This window comes from Ruegeria sp. CDSA033 (genome assembly GCF_059612305.1).
The window spans coordinates 65497-88451 of sequence record NZ_JBXWQI010000015.1 but is presented as its reverse complement, the minus strand read 5'-3'; the positions used below and the strand labels follow the sequence as shown (position 1 = coordinate 88451).

General features: G+C 57.3%; 17 protein-coding genes and 1 pseudogene. 9 read left to right on the top strand and 9 right to left on the bottom strand.

Going from position 1 to position 22955, the window contains the following annotated elements; genetic code table 11:
- Window positions 1–31: 31 nt before the first annotated feature.
- On the bottom strand, window positions 32–901 hold the full coding sequence (locus tag AC2FLA_RS17500; RefSeq protein WP_496723921.1) for a LysR family transcriptional regulator: 870 nt from the start codon (window positions 899–901) through the stop codon (window positions 32–34).
- A gap of 118 nt (window positions 902–1019) precedes the next feature.
- Between AC2FLA_RS17500 and AC2FLA_RS17495 the strand changes: the two genes are divergently transcribed.
- From AC2FLA_RS17495 to AC2FLA_RS17485, 3 genes are read left to right on the top strand one after another with little or no spacing between them, the layout of a single operon-like run.
- Window positions 1020–1886, top strand: coding sequence for a HalD/BesD family halogenase (locus tag AC2FLA_RS17495; protein ID WP_496723919.1), 867 nt, complete (start codon window positions 1020–1022; stop codon window positions 1884–1886).
- An 11-nt stretch (window positions 1887–1897) separates the two neighbouring features.
- The gene (locus tag AC2FLA_RS17490) at window positions 1898–2446 is read left to right on the top strand and encodes an isochorismatase family protein (protein WP_496723917.1); all 549 of its coding nucleotides are present in this window, start codon (window positions 1898–1900) and stop codon (window positions 2444–2446) included.
- 30 nt (window positions 2447–2476) lie between these two features.
- Window positions 2477–3388, top strand: a complete 912-nt coding sequence (locus AC2FLA_RS17485; RefSeq protein ID WP_496723915.1) for an NAD(P)-dependent oxidoreductase — start codon at window positions 2477–2479, stop codon at window positions 3386–3388.
- A gap of 120 nt (window positions 3389–3508) precedes the next feature.
- On the opposite strand, the gene AC2FLA_RS17480 is transcribed toward AC2FLA_RS17485, so the two are convergent.
- Window positions 3509–3985, bottom strand: coding sequence for an Lrp/AsnC family transcriptional regulator (locus AC2FLA_RS17480; protein ID WP_496723913.1), 477 nt, complete (start codon window positions 3983–3985; stop codon window positions 3509–3511).
- A 102-nt stretch (window positions 3986–4087) separates the two neighbouring features.
- On the opposite strand from AC2FLA_RS17480, the gene AC2FLA_RS17475 reads away from it, so the two are divergent.
- The 4 genes from AC2FLA_RS17475 (at window position 4088) to AC2FLA_RS17460 (ending at window position 8079) form a co-directional block, all read left to right on the top strand.
- Window positions 4088–5083, top strand: a complete 996-nt coding sequence (locus AC2FLA_RS17475; protein ID WP_496723911.1) for a pyridoxal-phosphate dependent enzyme — start codon at window positions 4088–4090, stop codon at window positions 5081–5083.
- Complete coding sequence (locus tag AC2FLA_RS17470) at window positions 5076–6200, top strand: M20 aminoacylase family protein (RefSeq protein WP_496723909.1); 1125 nt, start codon at window positions 5076–5078, stop codon at window positions 6198–6200. The genes AC2FLA_RS17475 and AC2FLA_RS17470 overlap by 8 nt, the downstream gene beginning before the upstream one ends.
- 470 nt (window positions 6201–6670) lie before the next feature.
- Window positions 6671–7147 carry a hypothetical protein gene (locus tag AC2FLA_RS17465; protein WP_496723907.1) on the top strand — a complete coding sequence of 159 codons (477 nt, stop codon included), beginning with the start codon at window positions 6671–6673 and terminating at the stop codon, window positions 7145–7147.
- Window positions 7144–8079, top strand: a complete 936-nt coding sequence (locus AC2FLA_RS17460; RefSeq protein WP_496723905.1) for a polyprenyl synthetase family protein — start codon at window positions 7144–7146, stop codon at window positions 8077–8079. The genes AC2FLA_RS17465 and AC2FLA_RS17460 overlap by 4 nt, the downstream gene beginning before the upstream one ends.
- Here AC2FLA_RS17460 and AC2FLA_RS17455 read toward each other — a convergent pair whose 3' ends face one another.
- The 3 genes from AC2FLA_RS17455 to gph all read right to left on the bottom strand — a co-directional run bounded on the left by AC2FLA_RS17455 (window position 8080) and on the right by gph (window position 15007).
- Entirely contained in the window at window positions 8080–11361 is a 3282-nt protein-coding gene (locus AC2FLA_RS17455) for an adenylate/guanylate cyclase domain-containing protein (protein WP_496723903.1), read from the bottom strand.
- 33 nt (window positions 11362–11394) lie between these two features.
- Window positions 11395–13182: an FAD-dependent oxidoreductase gene (locus AC2FLA_RS17450; protein ID WP_496723901.1), complete on the bottom strand. Its 1788-nt coding sequence runs from the start codon at window positions 13180–13182 to the stop codon at window positions 11395–11397.
- Window positions 13183–14347: 1165 nt separating this feature from the next.
- The gene (gph, locus tag AC2FLA_RS17445; protein WP_496723899.1) at window positions 14348–15007 is read right to left on the bottom strand and encodes a phosphoglycolate phosphatase; all 660 of its coding nucleotides are present in this window, start codon (window positions 15005–15007) and stop codon (window positions 14348–14350) included.
- Between the two features lie 225 nt (window positions 15008–15232).
- Here gph and hemP point away from each other — a divergent pair, with 225 nt between their 5' ends.
- Together hemP and AC2FLA_RS17435 are read left to right on the top strand one after the other, a co-directional pair.
- Window positions 15233–15400, top strand: coding sequence for a hemin uptake protein HemP (gene hemP / locus AC2FLA_RS17440; RefSeq protein WP_081894606.1), 168 nt, complete (start codon window positions 15233–15235; stop codon window positions 15398–15400).
- Window positions 15397–15873 carry a hypothetical protein gene (locus AC2FLA_RS17435; protein WP_058275305.1) on the top strand — a complete coding sequence of 159 codons (477 nt, stop codon included), beginning with the start codon at window positions 15397–15399 and terminating at the stop codon, window positions 15871–15873. The genes hemP and AC2FLA_RS17435 overlap by 4 nt, the downstream gene beginning before the upstream one ends.
- A 51-nt stretch (window positions 15874–15924) precedes the next feature.
- Here AC2FLA_RS17435 and AC2FLA_RS17430 read toward each other — a convergent pair whose 3' ends face one another.
- The 4 genes and pseudogenes from AC2FLA_RS17430 to AC2FLA_RS17415 form a co-directional block, all read right to left on the bottom strand.
- A complete protein-coding gene (locus AC2FLA_RS17430; RefSeq protein WP_496723896.1) occupies window positions 15925–18990 on the bottom strand; it encodes an aminotransferase class III-fold pyridoxal phosphate-dependent enzyme in 3066 nt (1021 codons plus the stop codon).
- A gap of 15 nt (window positions 18991–19005) precedes the next feature.
- Window positions 19006–19881 (bottom strand): annotated as a pseudogene (locus tag AC2FLA_RS17425) (NAD(P)-dependent oxidoreductase); the annotation flags it as partial.
- A 94-nt stretch (window positions 19882–19975) separates the two neighbouring features.
- Window positions 19976–20365, bottom strand: coding sequence for a Cu(I)-responsive transcriptional regulator (cueR, locus tag AC2FLA_RS17420; RefSeq protein WP_282121076.1), 390 nt, complete (start codon window positions 20363–20365; stop codon window positions 19976–19978).
- Window positions 20362–22842 carry a heavy metal translocating P-type ATPase gene (locus AC2FLA_RS17415; protein ID WP_496723894.1) on the bottom strand — a complete coding sequence of 827 codons (2481 nt, stop codon included), beginning with the start codon at window positions 22840–22842 and terminating at the stop codon, window positions 20362–20364. The genes cueR and AC2FLA_RS17415 overlap by 4 nt, the downstream gene beginning before the upstream one ends.
- Window positions 22843–22955 lie beyond the last annotated feature (113 nt).

The window sequence follows — 22955 nt, the reverse complement described above, 5'->3', positions numbered from 1 at the left end:
CCAGGATGCATTCGCGTTTTAAGGGCGGTCGTCAAAAACGGGTTTGTAACCATTCGCAAAAAGCGGTCGAAACGTGTGATCCTGTCGTACCTGTTTTGTGTTGCAAGACGTAGTGGGCCTGGCCTGTATCAACGGGGGCACCGACAATTCTGATCTGGCGGCCGCTTGCGATGGCCTGCTGCGCGAACCGGTTGATCATAATAGTGCAGCCGCTTTCCGCGGCCACCAATTCGCAGGCGGCAACCGAGGTATCGACGATAAAGCGCGGGGATACATCTGCATTGGGTAGACCACGGGCCGACAGATACCGCGCCCAATGGTCGTCAAACCCCAGAACGTGGATGGCAGCGTGTGCCATCAGGTCTTCGGGTGTTTTGATCATTGGCGCGGTGCGCACACCGCAAACTGGAACGATGAATTCATCAGAAAGCTTGACCATGCGCGTGTCGGAATGGGTTTGCGGAGCCAACTGGATGTCAACGTCCACGGGATGCCCTTCCTGGCCGCTCTGCCACAGAGAGGTGACAAGTTTGATCCCGATACCGGGATGGGCGGTCTGAAAGGTGGCAAGTTGCGGCGCTAGCCAAATGATCATGGCCGCCGACGCCCGCACAACGATCGTCGTCTCCAAGGCAGGCCCAAACAGCCCGTTTGTGGAAAACGCAATGTGCTCCAATGAATCCCGCACCGATATCAAATAGGCCCGGCCGATTTCCGTCAGTTGCAGGCTTTTCGCCTTGCGAATGAACAGTTTCTGCCCCAGCTGACCTTCCAGCGCCTTCATGTGCTGACTGACAGCCGTTTGTGTCAGCCCCAGCTCTCGACTGGCGGCGGTAAAGCTAAGATGACGCGCGGCGGCCTCGAAAGTGCGAAGCCAGTTCAGGTTGAGATTGCTTTTCATTGCCCATTCATAAGTTTTTTATGTGCATGGAGGCAAATTCTTTCATTTTCCTTCATTTTGGGCGGCGGCTAGACAGAATTACCGACGACGAAGTCGACCAGACAAAAAGGAGCGATCTATGCCGGAGATCAATCAAGATACAGACACCGACATGGTTTTGAACCTTGTGGATCTGGCGCGCTATCCCATTGCGGATCTGGAAAGTACTGAGGGCGCTGCGTTTCTCAAGACCTGTCAGGATCAGATGGAGGAACATGGCTGGTGCAATCTGGATGGGTTTATCCGTCCCGAAGCACTGGCTGCTCTGGCCGATGAATCCAACGCCTTGCTACGCACCGCTGACGTGCTGACCATCAAGCGCAACATCTATCAGGGCGCAATTGATCCGTCGCTGCCCAAGGATGATCCGCGTCGTAAGGAATATACGCATGTGGCAACGCAATTGGCGGACGATCAGTTGCCGAATGAAACGCTCATCCAACAGCTTTATCAGTCGCCGCGTTTGACGGACTTTGTGCGCCGCGTCCAAAAGAAAGAGGTGCTGCATCGTTGCGCCGATGAGTTTCAGGCGCTGAATGTCGTCGCCCTGCATCCAGGAAGCTGGCACGCCTGGCACTATGATACGACGGAATGCACCGTGACGCTGCTGTTGCAGGCCGCTGAAACTGGCGGTGATTTTGCCTTCTTGCCGAACTCGCGCACCGACGAAACCGAAGACCGCGAGGCGGTGGATCGTTTGCTTGCTGGTGATATGTCCCATGCACAGAAGTTTGACCGGGGTGCCGGTACTTTTACCCTGTTTCGCGGTGGCTATTCATTGCACGGGGTGACAGAGGTCGAAGGGTCGACCCCTCGTGTCACCGCGATCATGACCTATGACGAACAGGAAGGCCGTGTGATCAGCGATGACATCAACATTCGGATCTATGGTGATCGCGTCAAAAATATTCTCGCGGAACGCGCAGCCTCCACTATCAACGCATAAAGGACCAAGCCATGAAAACTGCTCTACTCGTCATTGATGTGCAAATGGCGCTGGCTCATGAGGATGCAGCCGGTGCAGTGCGATCTTGCCCCGAAGCAGGCGACAATATCGGCCGGCTTCTCAGCCGGTTTCGCGCGCAAGGTGACAAGATCCTCCATGTGCATCACCACGGGCTTGACCCCGACGATCCATTTCATGCGGATGCGCCTGGTGCGGCTGTTCAACCTTTTGCGGCACCGCAGGGGGACGAGCCGGTGATCATCAAATACGTCTCCAGCGCCTTTGCCGGAACCTCGCTCGAGGCTGATCTGCGCGCCGACAATATTGAGCGTGTGGTCATCTGCGGGGCCACAGCAAATCACTGCGCCGAGTCCGCCGCGCGCTCTGCAAGCAGTCTGGGCTTTGAGATGGTCTATGCCTCTGACGCCGTCTGGGCTTATGACGCGACCGGGCCGGACGGGGTGACCCACAGCGCCGAACAGATCCATTCCGTCACGCTTGCCAACCTGCAGGGTGAGTTTGGTGAGGTATGTTCGACCGACACCATCCTTAACGCGTAAGCAATATAACTAACCCCGAGGACCGCGAAGATGCGCATTGGATTTATTGGGCTTGGCACCATGGGCGGCCCGGCAGCCCTGAACCTGATCAAGGGCGGGCATGACCTAACGGTCTGCGACCTTGATCGGAATCGGGCAGAAGAGCACCTGGCGTTTGGGGCGAAGTGGGCAGAGACCCCTGCGGCAGCCGCGCAAGCGGCGGACATCGTGTTCACCATGGTCTTTGGACCAAAGCAAATCGAACAAGTAGCAGGTGGCGACGATGGGCTGCGATCCGCCATGTCCGCAGGGCAGGTTTGGGTGGATATGACAACCAACAAACCCGCCTTTGTGCGCGAGCTTGCCGCCACCTTTGCTGAGATCGGAGTGCAGTTGATTGATGCGCCAGTCACTGGTGCCGTCGATGGTGCACGCACCGGCAACATGCCCCAATTTGCAGGTGGGGACGAAGCGACCGTCGCGCGAATTCGCCCCGTGATGGAACTGATGGGGCCGCTTCACTACATGGGCTCCAGCGGCAGTGGGTCCGTGACGAAACTGGCCAGCAACCAGCTTTGGGCCATCCATGCGACAGCCATGGGTGAAGCACTTGTGATGGCGGTGAAATCAGGTGTTGATCTGTCACGGGCCTGGGACGCGCTCAAGATCGGAGCCAGCGAAAGCTGGTGCATGCATCACGACGCCCCGTCCGTTTTTGCCGGACATTATGATCCGTCCTTCACACTGGACCTGTGCCAAAAGGATCTGGGCCTGATCGTCGAGGCCTGCGACGACGCCGGCACCGCCGCCCCTGCCACACGGCTGGTATGCACGCAATTCGAAGCAGCCCGCGAAAAATACGGGGGTGACAAGGGCGAATTGCATGTGGTGAAGCTTGAAGAAGACAATGCCGGCGTGTCACTTCGCCTTGACGGGGATTGGATCCCGCACTGGGAAAAATAACAAGGGGCCCAATCTGGGCCCTAACCCCGAGGACGCGTGACACTGGTTAATGAGCGCATCTGCTGCCTAGCATTCGAAGGGCCGCTTTGAAGCGGTAGCTGACGTAAATGTTGATCTTTATCATTCAAACCCAACATCCTGAGCAGGAATGCCCAAACCGACTTTCTTTCTCCCCATGACAACAGATGTGCGAAAGCGACGGACGTTTGAGTTGTCGAAGAACAGTCGCTTCGTGAGTTCCTGAAAATCATCCATATCCTTTGCTGTGCAGACCAGACAGAAGTCGGCGTCTCCGGTGATGTAATAGCACTGCTGTACCATAGGCTCTGATTGCGCCTGACGTGAGAATGCGTCGATCTGATCCTGACGCTCGCGTTCCAATTCGACCATGACTATGAAGCTCATCGCGACACCCAGCTTTTTGGGATCAACGATCGCGACTTCTGAAAGAATTGCGCCCGAGGTTCTGAGCGCCTTCAATCGCCGCTGAACAGAGGCCACAGACAAGCCGGTTTCGGACGCAAGCGCTTCGAGGCCCATCTTGGCATCGGTTTGCATCAACTGAAGCAGATTTCGGTCAAACTGATCAAGTTTCATGATGATTTCCCTTGGCGCGAGAAAATTTCCCGAAGATTAGGAAAAAATGACCATAATAGATCACCTTTCGCGTGTACAACTTTCTGTATGAAAAATCCAACGATGCTCGATGTTGCAAAACCGCTGGCTCTGCTGGCTGCATGCCCCGCCTATAAACCAAGTCCGTTGGAGACACGCAGTCTCCAAGACAGACCTATTCTGATCAAGGACGAAACCAACAGGATGGGATTGGGTGCTTTCAAAGCGCTCGGGGGCGTTTACGCTGTTGCTAAGCTTATAGAAGCGCGGGTTGGTCACCCTTTGGAACCAAACGCTTTTTTGGACGATTCCGTGAAGGCCATCGCACGCTCGATGACTTTTGTCTGTGCCAGTGCCGGCAATCATGGCATGGCCGTGGCCGCTGGTGCGCGGCTGTTTGGCGCAAAAGCCCGCATTCATCTTGCCGAAACGGTGCCAGAGGATTTTGCAATTCGCCTTCGGGGTAAGGGTGCTGAAGTTGTCCGATCAGGTGACGATTACGAGGCGAGCGTTGCGGCAGCCATAGCCGACGCCGAGGTGTCCGGCGCAATCCACCTCGCCGATGGATCTTGGCCTGGCTATACGGAACCTCCGCGGTTGGTCATGGAAGGCTATACCATCATCGCCGAAGAAATGCGGACAGAGTTGGAAAGCTCCGGAAATTGGCCAAGCCACGTTTACTTGCAGGCAGGCGTTGGTGGGCTGGCTGCGGGGATCGCTTACATGATCCGGTCCACCTGGGCGGTTCAGCCAAAGATCATAGTCGTCGAACCTGATGCGGCCCCTTGCCTTGCCGAAAGCGCCCTGGCCGGACAAATCGTAACGGTTGAGGGCCCGGTGTCCAATATGGGGCGCTTGGACTGCAAAACGCCTTCTATGTTGGCTTTGGAAATTCTTGAACGGTGCGCCGACGACTGGGTTACGGTCGCTGACCTGCAGGCCTTGGACGCTGTAAAACATGCGCGTGATCTGGGCTTTTCCACCACGCCGTCTGGCGCAGCGGGGCTTGCAGCCTTGTTGACGGACGAGGCTAAATTGCCGTTGATCGTGCTGTCCGAAGGAGACGTTCCCGATGCTTGATCTCGTTGCGTTTCGCCGTGATCTGCATGCCCACCCGGAAACAGGCTTCGACCTTGACCGGACGTCGGATCTGATCGCGGCCGAGTTGGAACGCGCGGGGCTTGAGGTCACCCGGGGCGTGGGCCGCACGGGCATTGTGGCCACCTTGCGCCGTGGTCCGGACGAAACCGCAATCGGTTTTCGAGCCGATATGGACGCGCTGCCGATACAAGAGGCCACCAACTTGCGGTACCGCTCGGGAACGGAAGGCAAGTTTCATGGATGTGGCCACGATGGCCACAGCACAATGCTGCTGGGTGCCGCGCTGGAGCTTTCGGCGGACCCGTCTTTTGACCGCACCATTCACTTCATCTTTCAGCCCGACGAAGAGTACGGAAACGGGGCAGCCGCGATGATCGCGGACGGTTTGTTTGAACGTTTCCCGATGGTCGCGATCTTCGGCCTTCACAACATGCCCGGAATGGAGCTTGGTCACTTTGCCACTCAAGCGGGCTCATTCTGCGCGTTCGAGGATAATTTTGAGATCCGCGTTCAGGGTCAGGGCGGGCACGCGTCGATGCCGGAAAAAGGCGTTGATCCGATTGTGACTGGGGCCGCAATTGTGCAGCAGTTGCAATCGATCGTCTCTCGCTCGGTTCCAGCGAGCGAGCATGCAGTGGTTTCCGTAACGGAGTTCCTGACAGACGGTGCACGAAACATCCTGCCCAGCAACGTAACCCTCAAGGGGGATTGCCGGGGCTTTTCCAGAGATGTGTCCGAGAATATCGAGCGCAGAATGCGCGCCATAGTCGCCGGTGTATGTGCAGCACAAGGCGCTGAGGCGGAGGTTGACTACTCAACTTCCTTCCGGCCATTGGTGAACGATGCTAGAGCCACTGACATGATCGCGGATGCTGCTCGTGATGTTGGTAGCGTTGATGCGGATTACGGTCGGGTAGGATTCTCTGAAGATTTTGCAGAGTTTCTTGCGCACCGCCCCGGGGCCTTCATCCTGATGGGCAACGGATTGGAAGGGAACAATTCAATGCCGCTTCATAACCCGTCGTATGATTTTAACGACGAGGCGATCAGACATGGGATCGCGTTTTGGACCAGCACCGCGCGGCGGGAATTTTGATGGCAAGTGGTGCCTGAATAAGCCCTAATAGCGGGCATTTTAGCCGTCCAAGTTCCCAATCGAACCATCGGCCGATCTCATGCGGCGAACGTTTTCTTTGCTGGGCCATTTTATCTGGTGACCACCGCCAGTGCCGCACCGAAACCCAGATACATTGCGTGACGCAGTTGGCGCAAAGCCTCATGGTCCGAACTTCAACCCGGTGGATGGCGGCAAGTCTGTTTCGTACCGCCGTCTGCGCCATGTGAACCAAAACCACTGGGCGGGTGCTTTTGTCTTATGCCGACGGCAGTTCCCAAAGGTTAATAGATCGTTAACATATCTCGGTACTTGATTGCGCGGCGATCTTCTTGTTTTACTGAAAATCAAATCAACCCATGCCCAAACGCGGTGTGAATATACAGTGACAATCGGTACCAAAACTCTGAATCTACAGAACTTTATGACGATGCGGGCAATGGAGTAGCAAGATGGATCAAGACGACGGATCATCACGCAATGAGTTTGGGAACCCCGGCTCGATTGACGATATGGTGGCGATGTATCTGGAGGCGCTTGAGGGTGTTCTGGGCTCGTTGCGGGACTACAGCGAAAAGGGTGCGCGGGTCGAACCCGACGTGATGTTTCTACTTGCGCAGGCGCAAGCCCGGTGGCTCAGTTCAGCTTTGCGGTATTGGCAGCAGATTGCGACCATCGTCTCGACCCAAGGGACAGACGCGATCGAAGCAACCATACCCAACGCGGATGGCCCGTCATTGGAGGCCAGACAGCTGATCGTGCTGGACAAGGCCCGTGCCGTGTTGCGCGAGATATCGGATCTGTCGCTGAGTGAGGCAAAACTGTTGCAACGTGATCTTATGGAAATCGAGGCCGAGCTTCGCAAGTCAGTCGGTCCCGACGGTGACGACCGGGAAGGCCCCCATCGCTATGCAAAATCCAAACCATGAATAACGAAGGTGCCCGCGCCGATTGGGTGATACCGGAACTGGGATTTGAGTCTGAGACCGAACGGTTGCGCACTGCCATCGGCGCGTGGGTTGAATCCACACCCGAAGAGATGCGGCCGCAGTTGGAAGAACAGTTTCTAGCCGGCTCAAAGTACTTTCGCCCGTTGACCATCTTTGCCTGTCAGACGTCTGTCGGCAGCGAAGAGATCACGGATGAAACCATCCAGGCGGCTGTAACGCTTGAGCTGTTTCACAACATGACGCTGGTTGTGGACGACATTTTGGACCAGTCGGACGAGCGGCGTGGCAAACCGACCATGCACACGGCCTTTGGGCAACTTGCGGCGCTGATGACGTCCGGGTTCATGGTTGCGGAAGGCTATCGGATGATGGCGACCGACCCGCAGGTTGTCGGGTTGTTGTCCGAGCTGATGTCGCGACTTGGCGCGGCCGAGATCGCGCAGTGGAACAGCCGCACGATGCCGCGCGGGGTCGAAGATTGGCGCAAGCTGGCGCAGGAAGACACCGGTTCGATGTTCGAGGTCGCTGCTTGTCTCGGCGACCGTAGCGAGGGGCTGCGCCATTTCGGTGGTCTGCTGGGCACCCTATATCACGCCTGCGATGACGTGTCCGACGTGCGTGGAACTGAAGCCCTGGGTGGTGGGGGTGAAGAGGATATCCGCGACGGGATTCTAACCCTGCCGGCCGCGATAGCTGTACGCGAACCTGCAATTGCCGAAATGTTCCGCGATCCGAACCCGGGCAATTACGACGCGCTGGCCGAGGCCTTTCGCGCCGCTTTGCCAGAAGCCGAGGCCGAACTGGATCGGATCGCCGCCAGCGCAATAGCCGAGGCCAAACGATTTGCCCGGAACCCCAAAAAGCTGATCACGCTTGTGGATCGCACACGCGCTTTAGGCGAAGCCCGCTGATCACAAATAGGCGCGTGCTGCTTTCAGATATTGGCTGTCGAACCCTTCCTCGAACTGCGCCATGAGCGGTTCGATAAGCGCGCGTTGTGCGTCTTTGGCGGGCTGCAAAGATGCCAGACCCAGTGCTGCGCGCAGTTGCCATGCCAGCGCGGACCGGCTTTCGGCAGCGTCAAATGCAGCGCGATAATGCCGCTCTGCGCCACTGGTATTGCCACGTTTTTGCGCCAGCTCTGCTTTGACCAAGCTCAGGTCAAGTACGTGGTTCAGTTCGCCCCCATCCTGCAATGGTTGGTCCAGCCCGTCCAGAACACGTGCGGCATCCTCGATCCGGTCCTGCGCCAGCAGCAGGCGCGCGTGATTGGCCTCAAAGCAGACGCGGTGGTAATGGACACCGGCATTCTTACAGGCAGCAACGGCGGTGGCCGTGATCTTTTCGGCCTCTTCCAGTTGACCGAGTTTTGCCATGGCCCGGGCGCGCCAGAATGATGCCCAGACACCCAGGAACCTATAGCCATATTCTCCGGCAACTGCGCTGCATTCTTCTGTCAGGTCCATGACCTGTTCCCAGTCACCGTTCCAGTCATGGATACGGATCACCCCGTTCGACAGAGCATAGACAAGCGAATAGGGGTCCGGCAGCGACCGGGTGTAGTTCAGGATATCATTACCGACCTTCACCGCCTGATCCGGGCGACCCAGGGACCAAAGCGCCGCTGCCCGGAAGCATTCTGAGATTACTTTGGGTTCTGCGGCCGACAGGCGTGGCCCGGGCTGGTCCCAAATGCCTTCATCGTAAAGCTGAAGTACCCGTTCGCCATAACGCACCGACTCGGCGTAGTCGCCACGGTTGAAATTCGACCATGCCTGCATCGAGGCGGAATAGACTTCATAACGGGTGTTGCCACTGCGCGTAGCTTCGTCTGCAAGCGCCGCAAAGGTCTCGTGCCCCGAGCTTACGTCGCCACGCATGGTTTCAAATGCCCCGATGCCGTAAAGAACCGCAACGCGCAGGTCGGGGTCGTCAACATCCAGAAATAACTCGCGGGAACGCTCAAAAGCGGTCTGCGCCTGTGGCGAGGCGTAGCTGGTCGCCGCAAAATGCACCACGCCAATGGTCGACTGCAGTTGCAGCTCCAGCTTTGCGCGATCCGTCAGGTCATCGACCTCTCCAACATATTCCAAACCATTGCTGAGTTGAGCGAGCGCTTCTTTCATCGAAGCCCGGCCCCACGCGGATTTACCTGCCGTCAGCCAATAGGGGACTGATCGGTCACCAAGTCCGGCGGCAACAAAGTGGTTTGCCACCTGTTCCGGACCGGACTTGCAGCGTTCGGGGAATTTTTCTTCCAGTGTTTCGGCAATCTTGCCATGCAATCGTTGCCGCCGCCGCCGCAGTATGGATCGATACGCTGCCTCCTGAATCAAAGCGTGGCGGAACATCAGGCTTTGACCGGTTTGGTCCGGGTATGCGAGGTCTGCGTCACCCAGTTGCGAAAGCGAGTCAGAGAGCTCGGGCAGCGGAGTTCCGGTCACCTGAGACAGCAGGTCGACATCGAATTCCCGGCCGATCACAGCCCCGATCTGGGCGTATTCGCGGGCGGCCCCCAGCTTGTCGAGACGCGCCATCAAACTGTCTTGCAGGGTTTCAGGCACCAGATCCGCACTGTTTCTGAATTCCATCGCAGAGCGGGTCAGCTCTTCGGCAAATAGCGGCACGCCGTCCGATCGTTCCAGCAGTTGCTGGCGCTGTTCAGGGGAAAATGTATCCGACCCCGTCATGCTATCCAAAAGCTCTTCGACTTCTGCGGGTTTGAGGCGCGCCAGTTCGCAGGTTACCAGGTGATCTGCCTGCCAGTCATGGGTGAATTCCGGTCTGCAGGTCACAAGCAATAGGATCTGGTGATCGGCAAGTTTGGCGGCGAAATTGGTCAGCAAATCCAGCGATGTGGGATCGATCCAGTGCAGGTCTTCGAAATGCACCAGAAGAGGTGCCCGCTTAGACTGTACGATGACCTGTTCGATCAACATGTCGATCGTACGGGTCTTTTGCAGCTCGGGCGACAGGTTCAGCGGTGGATACCTGTCACAGGGCAGAGAAAACAACGACGCCATTAAGGCGCGCGCTTCGTTCAGATTATCTTCGGCGACTACCAGTTTTTCCAGCTTGTCTAACCGGGCGTCACTGTCATCGTCTTCAGTGAACCCAAGCAAGGTCTCGATCTGACGGCGGATGGGATACAGGGCCGTGTTCTCGAAGTAGGGCGCGGATTGCAGGTGAAGCACGGTGGCGCCTTCGCCCTTGGCCTGATCAACCACCTCATATGTTAGGCGGCTTTTGCCAATGCCGGCCTCACCAGAGACAAGGCAGACACGCCCCTTGCCTGATTTGGCATCCTCCCAAGCTGACATCAGGTGCGTCCGCTCGGGCGTGCGACCGACCAGTGGTGTAAGTTGCCGCCGTGCCGAGTTGACGGTGAACCGGTCCTGACGCTGGGCCGTGGATATGACACGCCAAGCCACCTGGCCGGGGTCAAACCCTTTCAGATGGATGTTCTCTAGCGCTTCATAGACGAACATATCCCCCAACAGCGAGTGCGTCTTGTTGCCGATTACGATTTGCCCCGGCTTTGCCAACCCCTGTAGTCGGGCGGCAAGATTTGGCGTATCCCCAGCCACGGCAGAGGTTGAGTTCACTCCGATCTGGTCGAGATCACCGGCCACAACCAAGCCACTTGCAATGCCGATGCGGGCCTGCAGGCGGTCACCTGCTGCAGTATCCAGCCCGGCGACTGCCTCGACAATCTCCAAAGCCGCGCGGCATGCGCGTTCAGCCGCGTCCTCTTGGGCGACCGGATAGCCAAAATAGACCACAACGCCATCACCAAGGTATTGGGCCACGTGCCCCCTGGCATCTTTGACCAACTGCGAAACAGTATCCTGATACAATGCCATAAGATCGCGATAGTCTTCGGGATCAAGCCGCGCCGACAGGGCGGTCGAGCCAACCAGATCACAAAACATGATTGTAAGGTGCCGCCGTTCGGCGCTTTCCTCACCCGTCATAGCTCCGCTGGGTCTGGGCTGTGCCGCGTCCGGCTTCATCGCCGCGATCGCCTTGCTGATCTTGAGCCGATGACCCAACACCGTGACACCCATTTCTCTGAGATGGTCACCGGTCACATCTTCAAGAATGTCCAGGTCGATACCGTTCTCATCAAATAGTGTGGTGTATTGTGGCAGGCCAATTTCGTTCAGCCATGCCGCAATTGATTTAGTAGTCATCAGTCGTCTCTTATTCGTGCGAGGTATTCTTGGTTACTTTTTACGGGGCTTGCCGTCTTCTGTATAGTTCCAGAACATTGGACCCAGGCCCAAAGTCTTTTCGTTCCACTTACTTGCAGGCAGCCAATCCGTAAACAGCGAACCAAGATTCTCGGGGTCTGGTGTGAATTTTGACTTCGGAAACTTGAAATCTTTCGGTGGCCATAGCTTATTGATCCCCAGCGCTTTGTCCGCAAGCGTCCAGGCTTTGGCACTGGCGGCATAAGGTGCCCAGGCGATCTTGAGCGTCTGAAACATCTGACTGGGATAGAAATCGGGTGTGATTACTTCGACTGGTTTACCCGCATCGCCTTTGTCCGGTTCTCTCTGCGCGGCCTGACGGACGCCTTCGGCTGCGATCAGCCCTGTCGCACAGGCTCCTTCGACGGTCGAAACATCTGCGAAATTTCTGACGTAAGTCCCGGCAAGAAACAGGTTCTGGAACTTAGTCTCGACCTCGGGGCGATGTTCCCAGCTGCCGGTTAGATTGGCAAAAAGCTCTTCGCCCGTATTTGTGTCGACAGAGGTCTGGAACAGATCGATATCGGCCTCGGTTATCTCTAACTTGGCAGTGATTTCTCGCAGAATATAGTCGATCGCGGTTTTGGGGTTTTTGAGATCCAGAATGAGGTTCTGGTTTTCGTCTCGGCGTTCGGGTTTTACAGACAACAGCGATTTGAAATCCGATACCGTCACATAAAGGAATGTGTTTTTGAGGCCCCATGTCGCCGAGTAGTTTAGGAACGTCATCTCATAGGGCGTATCCATGAAAACCACCACTTCTGTAGGGATGCCGGGTAGTTTCCGCTTGAGATAAAGCTCCACCGACGCCATCGGCTCGGCCTCCAGATACCGCAACTGGCCCAGAGCAGGGTCGGCATTGTACAAATCATCGGTCACCATCGATGCCATCCCACCAGGTGTAATGCTGATGATCACGTTCTCATCGCTTACATCTTCGACGATGTCTTTCTTTGCGACCTTCCAATCGGGATTAACCGATGGCGACTTGGTCACCTTGTCGAACACCAGCCGCTCGATCCGAGTTCCATCCTCACTGGGATGAACTTCGCGAAGTCGGTGACGGTACTTGAGTTCGAACCGGTCACCAAACTGCTTGAGCTTGGTATGGAAAGGATCAATCAGGGTGTCCTTCTTGGAACCATCAAACAGCCAGAGCTGCGGAACCGGAACGCGGTTGCCATATTTCAGGAATGTTTTGTAGCTGCGCGCTGAGGCTTGCCAACTGTCGATGGCCCAGACGGTCTGCCAGATCTTCTCATGAAGTTGGGCGACCTCATCGGTGCAATAGGGCCGTCCACGCAACCAGCCGTTGAACGACATTCGGTCAAGCTTGTCATCTTCACTGTCCGGGATCGAAAGCAGATCGACCATCGAATACATAAACAGGAAGAGTTCAGCAGGCGGCGCCGCGCCACCGGTGAGATTGCGATAGAAATCCTGAATGCCGCCCGGGTTTACCATTTCCGGCATGTTGTCGAGATCACCGTCATAGAGGAACTTGAAGGCTTCGCGTGGTGTGAAGTTGTCTTCAATTCCCAGGTCTTCTGCGACCGACCAGAAGTTGTAATACCAATTGCACAGCATGTGATAGCTATGTTCGCGCGGATAATCGCCGTGGTCGTGCTCCTTGTGGGACCGCAACATTCCACCAATGAAATTGTCCTGCTCATACAGCGTGACATGGTATCCCCGCTCCAACAAACGAAGAGCCGCGGTGAGCCCGGCAATCCCGGCCCCGACGATAGTTACCTTATGCATGCTCACTCCCCCGGTTTTCTGCGTCACAAGCCTGCAATAGCAGACCGGCGCCGTCAAAACTTGTCTAAGGTTACGCTGCTTCAGGCATCAAAGGAAACTATTTCAGAGTGTTGCGGGAAAATGATCTGCATGACGAATGGTGCAAAGGGTCATGTCGCCGCCGTGAAGCGAAGGATCAGTAACTAGGGTATAGACCTGGGCGCAACTGAAACTACAAGATTCGGAGGACGAGGCTTGGAGCCCACGATGTTCCCTTCGATTAGGCAAAGCTCGTGAAATTGCAACAGCAGTTGGCAGCCGAGCCACCAGTTATTAATCCGCGCAAATAACCGTCTCGGCCCAATCGAAATGTAGTTTGTCTAGACAGACGGAGCTATCAGAGCTGATTGATATGATTTGAGAACCGGCTTTGATTAAACTAAACCCACAAGGCCAGACACTGTATTTCCTGGGCGTCCGGCTACGCTGATACCGCCGATGATGGCAGCTGTGCCGAAGATTATGGGCAGCCTTTTCTGCCACGTGGTTCGTAGACAATAAATGATGCCCTTTCTTCGGGCCGGAGCGACAAAGGGAACTGCCGCGTTTTTTTTACCACTCTGTTTCTACGGGGGCGGCTATTACGGTCGCAAGACTAACCTTGTAGGGGTGGGTCCGAGTTGGGCCGAAGCCCGTGACGTTGACTAGGATCAAGTCACGCTCGAAGCTTTCTACCGGTGCTCGATTTCACCAGGCCTGCAGATCATACCTTCTTTTCAGTTCATCGAAGACCCAATGCTGAACCTGGCGCAATCCAGCGTCACCCTGATCGACCTGCCGAAGCGGATCGTTTTCTGCGGAAGGCCTGTCCATTTTTGTGGCAGGTGGCGCTTGGAGCAGAGTTTGTCGCCCCTCAGATGGATGATTCTTGGGGTCAACAGAGTGTCAAAACGTTTGTTTTCAGTTTTTTTACATAAATTGTCATAAAAATGTATGAAATTTCAATTAGTTACCCTCGCCTACGGGAAACCCCCAATATCTGATCACAGATCGATTCGTTAACGTTAAATCATCCAAAGAGTTACTGCGGACAATACCACTTTTCCCCGATGAGGGGCTGGCTACTTACCCCCTCGGCCGGCCCCTCAACCGCCTTCCCCAATCCCCCTGCCAGCAAATTTTTCCCCTATCCTTGCAATGCCTCAAGGACGAGCGCGGGTAGTTTATGCGTGTCATCATAGCTGAACCTGTGTGGGATCTCTTCCACCGGGGTTTTTCGGTAGCCTTCCGAAAACAAAAGAAAGGGCACGTTTGCACGACGCGCAGTTTCGGCATCCACTTCGCTGTCTCCGACATAGAGCCGGGGTCCGGCGTTGGCGACCGCGTTGAAGCTTGCCTCAAGGTGCGCGGGGTCTGGTTTGCGAACGGGTAGTGTGTCGCCGCCAAACACTGTTTCGAAGTGATGCGCCAGATCCAGTGCGTCCAGGATATGACGTGCGGGTGCCTCAGGTTTGTTAGTGCATACGCCCAGAACGCAGCCCATTTCGCGCAGTTGCGTCAGAGCTTGCGGGACGCCTGGGTAAGGGATCGTTTTGTCGCTGGAGGCGGCAGAGTAATGGGCCAGTGTGAGTTTGGTCAATTCGCTATGCTGCTCGATCGGCAGGTCGTGATGGCGGATCATGCGTTCGACCAGTTTTGGCAGGCCGTTGCCCACAAATTGTTTGATCGTGCTTTCCGGCAACGGGGCGATGCCGATATCCAGCAATGTCCGGTTGGCGGCCGCTGCAATGTCCGGAAGACTGTCCACCAGCGTTCCGTCCAGGTCGAACATGATTGTTGCCGTCATCGGTTTCCCCGTCGGTTAATGCGCGTGAGCCAGACCTAACCTGCATAAAATCCTTGCGCAATCACCCCACATCCGCGGTTTCCATCGAATAGGGTTGACATACCTGACTAAATTAATCAGATTAACGGAAAGACCCCCTCAGCCAACCCAGTTCGGGTCAGCCATATTGTTGAAAGCGCGAACAAATTAAGGCCCTTCGCCCGAGAACCTACTGGAGTTGTCCTGATGAATGTGCAGACCCCGAATCCCAGCCAGTCCTATGCGGTGTCCATGCTTCCGGCACACAAGGCCGAAGATCTGACCAAGGGTGGCAACCTGGCCCACATCGAACTGGGCGATCAACTATATACCTTGCGTATCACACGCGCCGGCAAGCTGATCCTGACAAAATGAGCACGCATTCCTCGCGCGGTGGCGCTGCGGTTGGGCGTCTGTCCGACCTCAGCCCAATCGAAGCCGGTGCTGTGATGTATTTGCGATTGTGGAGCGAAAGTCCCGAGGCCCGTGCGGATGCTGCAAGCGATTTCGAAATTGCGCTTGGTCTGGATCAGGGGCGGGCGGCAATGATGACGCTGGATCGTTTGTGCGGGCTGTGTGCCCATCACGGCCGTCGCCCGTTGGTGCGGCATGGTCTTGGCTGTTCCTGCCTTGGTGCAGATGAAAACTGTTTCGCCCAGATGATTGCTGCCGCCTCGGAAGGGGCGCGTGAAGACGCGATGATGATGGCAACGCTGATCGTTCGACCAGACTTTGCCCCGGCACTGGCGTCACTGTCCGAAGAGATGGGTATGGTGCTGCGTCGGATGACAGCGTCAGTGCCCTTGCCGACAACTGGGCACAAAACCCCCTCGGCCGTACTGCATTAAGTGGCAGGCGGCTTCAAAACCCCGACTCTGGCGAGCCGGGGTTTTGTTGTTTCAGCAGCACCCGCAGCCCGCGTGATGATGATCATGATCGCAAGTCGGGGCAGGGGCAAAGTCACCGACTTCGGACAAAACCTCGCGCAGGGTCCAAAGGATCATGTCGACGTCTTCCGCCTCGATGGTTAAAGGCGGGCGGATTTTCAGGATGTTGTCCTTGGGCCCTTCGCTGCCGATCAGGATACGGTGATCGCGCATCCGGTTCTTGACGTAACTGCAGATTTCGGTGCCCTCGGATCCGTCTGGATTGATCAGCTCCACACCAAGAAACAAGCCCATGCCGCGCACGTCACCGACACAGGCGAAATCAGCCTCGATCTGACGGAGCCCATCCATCAGCTGCTCACCCATGGCACGGGCGTTATCTTGCAGGCCTTCGTCATCGACGATGTCCAGTACCTCTTTTCCGATCCGGCAGGACAGGGTTGAGCCGCCAAAAGTCGAAAAGAACTCGATGCCGTTGTTGAAACTGTCGGCGATGGCTTTGGTCGTGACCAGTACGCCCAGCGGATGGCCGTTTCCGATGGGTTTACCCATGACAACGATATCCGGCAGCGCTCCCTGGTGTTCAAAGCCGAAATAGTGGTCACCAAGGCGACCCAGCCCGGTCTGCACCTCATCAGCAATACAAACCCCGCCGACCGCACGGACTTTGTCGTAGACGGCTGGCAGATACCCTTTGGGTGGGATGATCTGGCCCCCAACCGAGGGGAAGGTCTCGGCGATAAAGCCAGCCAACCCTTGGCCTTTGTCCTGTAGCACGGCAATAGCCGGATCCACGAGATCGGCGAATTTCTGTGCCCGGTCAGGATCGTCGCGCTTGAATGAGCCCCGGTGGTCGTCTGCAACCTCGACCAGTTCGACCCAATCGGCCTGGCCAATCCCGCCCGGTTTGTTGAACTTGTAGGCAGAGATCGCCACCGCCGCATTCGTATTGCCGTGGTACCCGTGGTCAGGCGTTACGATGCCTTTGGCCCCGGTATGCGCGCGCGCCAGACGCAAGGCCAGCTCGTTGGCCTCGGTGCCCGAGTTGACGAAAAAGCACACCTCGAAATGATCCGGTAGCTTGGACAGGATTTTGTCAGCGAAGGCTGTCTGCGCCGGGTGCAGGTAGCGAGTGTTCGAATTCATCCGCTTAAGCTGATCTGCCGCGACCACTTGAATGCGCGGATGAGCGTGGCCCACATGGGGGACGTTGTTATAGGCGTCCAGATAGGGGCGCCCCCATTCGTCGAACAGATGATGCTTCCAACCGCGGACCAGCATGACCGGATCATCATAGGTCAGGCTAAGGTTGCCACCGAAATGGTCATGCCGCCCTTGCAGGATCGCCTGCTTGTCGGTCGGGCGATAGAACACTTTGTCGTCCGGCAGGTTCAATAGCGCCGCCGGGTTCGGGCAAACGGCGTGCCACAACTCCATTTCATCAGGATCGCCGACACCGGGCCAGTCGTTCTGCATCCCGTCAGTTGTCAGGGCCAGTTGGAAATGCACATGCGGGGCCCAGCCGCCATTCTGCGTGGCGTCCCCCAGCCGTGCAAAAGCCGCGCCCTGCGCGACCGGATCACCCGGTTTCAGCCGGCCACAGACCTCGGGGTCGAGATGACCGTAGAGCGTATAGAACGGATCACCCTCGGGTGTTTCATGGTGCAGGATCACTACGCCGCCATAATCCAGATGCGTATCGCGGTTTTCGACTGCCTCGACCCGGCCACTCATCGGTGCATGCAAAACAGTTCCGTCATGGGCGAATACGTCTACGGCCAAATGCACCGTTCGCCTGTCAGAGGCCTTCCACGGTCCTTTGCGGAACGCCGGCTCGGCATAGATCAGGCGCGGTTCGTTGTAGTAACCCAGCCAAAGGCCTTCTCCGAACTCCTCGCCGACGCGCGCGGCTTCGTCTAACGGCATGTGAAACGGGTTCTGGGGCCAGGTCGAGTTTTCAACCGACAGAGATCCCATCGGAATATCGCTCAGATCCTGTTCGAACATCTGTGCGAATTGACCGCGATGCTCGGCCAGATAGGCGTGGATGCGTTCGGCCCCGTCGGTCACCGGCAATCCGCAGGCGGCGCGCAGCCGGGCGGACATCAAGCCGCCATTCACCGTATCGTTCTCTAGGAAGCGCCACGCAGGGGCCTGACTGATGGTCACATAAGGGTCGTCCGGATTGTCCGCCGCCATCAAGGTCGAGTTCACCACGGACACGGCCAGCCTCATCCGCAGCAGCGGCCAGATCAGATCGACCTCGTCAGCACGCAGACGGTTGGCCGCGTGATAGCCACGCACCAACGTCGTCAATGCCCGCTCGGGTTTTGGGTGGTCCAGGACGATATACGCCCCGGCAATTGCCAGATCGCAGATACGCGGTGCGGCGCACATATCACCAAGATCAATCAAGCCAGAGACAGCTTGCCGCTGACCCAGTTCACCGTCGACCAATATGTTGTAGTCGTTGGCATCATTGTGGATGGCTTGTTTTGACAATCCAGCCAGAGGGCCCGAGATGGCATCGAATTCAACGCAAATCTCTGACAACATCGCCCGCCGTGCAGGGTCGGCAATGGCATCCAGCTTGTCCGAAATCCAGCCCGCTTGTGTCAGATCCCATTTGAAATCCGCGCGGTGCAGCCCGTCATGAGTAAACCGTTCCAGTGCCCGGTCGGTTGCCCCCAGAACGCGGCCCAGTTTCAGGATCAGTTCCTCGGATTTCGGCGCAGTCTTGGCATAGCATTGGCCGGGCAGGCATTCGAGCAACCAAACCAGTCGGGGTTGCCCTTCTTTATCAGAGATTTCCGGCAATAGCGTGCCGTTGATATCCGGAAAAACACTGGGAAAGGGCAGTCCCGGTGCCTCGGCGGCGATGTGTTTCAACGCCTTGATCTGCAGGTCAATGAACTCTGCCTCGCAACCCGCGCGCATGACTTTCAGCACGTAGTCCTGGCCATTGGTGGCCTTGACCAGAAAGTTGAGGTCATATTCGCCGTCCAGCCGGTTCAGTTCGGCCTCAAGCCCCCAATGGGTGCGCAGGGCGCGGGCCCAGAATTCGGTCAACTCGGTCATCAGTGCGACGGTCCTTTAATCCAGCGCGCGCAGGCGTTTGATCAGCGAGGACGTGTCCCAGCGTCCGCCGCCCAATTTCTGAACGTCCTTGTAAAACTGATCGACCAGAGCGGTCACAGGCAGTGAAGCCCCCGTTTCATTGGCCGTATCCAGACAGATGCCAAGATCCTTACGCATCCAGTCCACCGCAAACCCATGTTCGAAATGGTCATCCAGCATCGTTTCATATCGGTTTGTCATCTGCCAACTGCCTGCGGCGCCCTGACTGATAACTTCAACGACTGCGCGGCCATCAAGGCCCGCCTTCTCGGCAAAGTGCAGCGCTTCACTGAGGCCCTGCACCAGACCGGCAATAGCGATCTGGTTGCACATCTTGGTCATCTGACCTGCGCCGCTGTCGCCGATGCGACGGCAAATCTTGGAATAGACCTGCATGATCGGTTCAGCCGCGTCATACGCCGCCTGATCCCCACCGCACATAATTGACAGAACCGCGTTTTCTGCCCCTGCCTGACCGCCCGAGATCGGAGCGTCCACAAAAGCGATGCCTTGTGTTTGTCCAGCTTCGTACAACTCGCGCGTCACCATGGCGGAAACAGTGGTGTGATCAACAAAGGTCGCCCCATTGGACATGCCGCTGAATGCGCCGTCTTCACCTGTACAAACCATCCGCAGGTCGTCGTCGTTACCGACACAGGCCATGACGAAATCTGCACCCTGCGCGGCCTCTCGGGGCGTTGTCGCCATGGCGCCACCATGTTGGGTGACCCAAGCTTCGGCCTTAGTGGCGGTGCGGTTGTAAACGGTCACCTCATGACCTGCGGCCTGCAAGTGACCGGCCATGGGATAGCCCATGACGCCCAGACCCAGAAACGCGACTTTTGCCATTTGGAGATCCTCTCTGCTGTCCGGTACCTGCCTTTTTCAGCGGGCCGGATTGTTTAGCAGAGACAAAGCAAAGCTGCGTCCAAAGGGCAACCCCGCGTCACGCTTTGCCGCCCAAATCCTGCAGGATCGGGCAATCGGGCCTGTCGTCCCCTGCGCAAGCGTCGATCAGATGGCTCAGAGTATCCCGCATGGCGTTCAGGTCAGCGATCTTGGCTTCGATCTGAGCCATATGCGCGCGGGCCACCTTTTTGACATCGGCGCTGGCACGGGTTTCGTCTTCGTACAATGCCATCAGCGTCCGGCAATCCTCGATCGTGAATCCTAAGGCGCGGGCGCGACCCAGGAAATTTAACTTGTGCACGTCCTGACTGCGAAACCTGCGGTATCCGTTGTCATCGCGCAGGGGCTTTACCAGGCCGATATCTTCGTAATACCGGATCGTCTTGGCGGGTAGGCCGGTCTGGTTTGAAACATCGCCGATATTCATGAAGTCACCGTTTGCGTTGCATGGCCTTGCGGGGTGTCAGGCAGGCTGGCCCGGACGCGCCGTAAGCGCAGCGCATTCGAGACGACAAAGACGCTGGACAATGCCATGGCCCCAGCCGCGAGGGCGGGGGACAGCAGATGGCCGCCAAAGGGGTAAAGAACACCTGCGGCAACCGGAATGAGCAAGATGTTGTAGCCAAACGCCCAGCCAAGGTTCTGCTTGATGTTGCGCATGGTTTTGCGGCTGATCTCGACCGCGTTTGCGACACCGCGCAGATCGCCCGACATCAGCACCACATCCGCAGTTTCAATCGCTACATCGGTGCCGGTTCCGATGGCGACGCCGATATCCGCCGAAGCCAGTGCCGGGGCATCGTTGATGCCATCCCCGACAAAGGCCAGTGCACCAAACGTGTCGCGCAGTGTATTGATTGCGGCAAGCTTACCATCGGGCAGTACCTCGGCCGTGACATGATCAATGCCCAGCTTGTCCGCCAGAGCCTGCGCCGTCCGGGCGTTGTCGCCTGTCACCATCGCCAAGGTCAGCCCCATTTCGTGCAACCGCCCAAGCGCCTGCTCAGTGCCAGGCTTGATCGGGTCCGCGACCGCAAGCATTGCAGCGGCCTGACCGCCGATGGCGACAAACAAAGGGGTTGCGCCTTCTTCGGCGCGCTGGTTGGCCTCGGCCATCAGGTCTATGACGGTTATGTCGTTCTGTTCCATCATTCTGGCCGAACCGATCAGCAACTTATGCCCCTCGACCACAGCCCGAACTCCCAGCCCCGTGAGAGACTCAAATTCTGATACCCTGGGCAATTCAGATGGTCCGGCACGAGTGATGGCAGTGGCAACGGGATGCTCTGACCTTGCCTCGACGGCGGCCGCCAAACGCAGAACACTGTCGCGGTCAAAGCCGTTTGCAGTCGTAACACTCTCCAGTTCCGGCCGGCCCAGCGTGAGTGTCCCGGTCTTGTCCAGCGCGACCACCTTGGCTTGCTGCAACTGCTGCAACGCATCGCCTTTGCGGAACAGCACACCCAATTCTGCCGCGCGGCCGGTGCCGACCATGATCGAGGTTGGTGTCGCAAGGCCCATGGCGCAAGGGCAGGCGATAATCAGAACCGAGACGCCGGCGACCAGCGCCAATGGCAAAGCCGGCTCTGGGCCAACGAACAACCAAACGGCAATTGTCAGCAGCGCAACAGCCATCACAACGGGCACAAATCGCGCAGTAATCCGGTCGACCAGCCCTTGGATCGGCAGCTTCGCCCCCTGCGCCTGTTCGACCATGTGGATGACCTGCGCCAACACCGTATCGGCACCAACGCGCGTTGCGCGTACCCGCAAGGCTCCGGTGCCATTCACCGTACCGCCAACGACCTGATCCAATGGCGACTTGCCCACCGGCACCGGTTCGCCCGTGATCATGCTTTCATCCACATAAGAGGTGCCGTCCAGAACCTCGGCATCCACGGGAACCCGTTCGCCCGGGCGGATCTGCAGGGTATCGCCTACTGTTATGTCGGCGATGGGGCGATCAATGAAATTTCCGTCCTGTTCGACCCGTGCCGTTTTGGGCTGCAACCCAACCAGCTTGCGGATCGCGGCCCCGGTCCGGCCTTTGGCGCGCGCTTCCATGACCCGACCCAGCAGTATGAGAACCACGATGACCGAGGCGGCCTCGAAATACACATTGGCGCTACCCTGCGGCAGGACCTGCGGGGCGAAGGTTGCGGTGACGGAAAACAAATAGGCGGCCCCCGTTCCTAAGGCGACCAGTGCGTTCATATCGGGCGATCCGCGCATCAGTGACGGAATACCCTTGGCGTAGAACACGCGCCCGGGGCCAATCAGAATGGCCGAGGTCAGTGCGAACTGGATGAGGTGGCTGGTTTGCGTGCCGATTGTGGCCTGGACCCAATGGTGGAAGGCCGGGATCATATGCCCGCCCATTTCCAGAATGAATACTGGCAGAGCCAATACCGCTGCGAAGATCGTTGTGCGGGTCAGCGCATGCGCTTCGTCGGATTTCGTGTGGTTTGTTTGGTCAGCCGTCATGCTGTCTGCCACGCGCGCAGGGTATCCCGCTGCCTCAGACAAACTGGCCAGCTTTTGCGGGTCGGTGGCCCCGTCGATAAACGTGACCACAGCGGTTTCGGTCGCAAGATTGACTTGTGCGTCGACGACCGCAGGATCAGCGGTCAGCGCTTTTTCGATCTTTGCCACGCACGAGGCGCAGGTCATCCCGCAAATTTTCAGGGTCGTCTGCTTGCTGGCCGCCGGATATCCGGCGTTGCTCAGGGCGTCGGTCAGTGTGTTGATCGGCCCGGTATATGTGACCTGCGCCGTTTCGGTCGCGAAGTTGACCGAGGCATCGGTCACTTCTGGCACCGATTGCAATGCGGCTTCTACACGCCCCACGCAGGACGCGCAGGACATGCCCGAGATTTTGAGTTGTGTTGTTTGCGGCGTAGCCATGCGACTCGTCCCGATGTGTTATCTGCCCTCCAAATGGGGGTTCCAGTCACAGGAAGGTCAAGAGGTATCGCGGATTTTCTTTTTTGCAACCCGCGCGTCGGCGTCACCTGTTT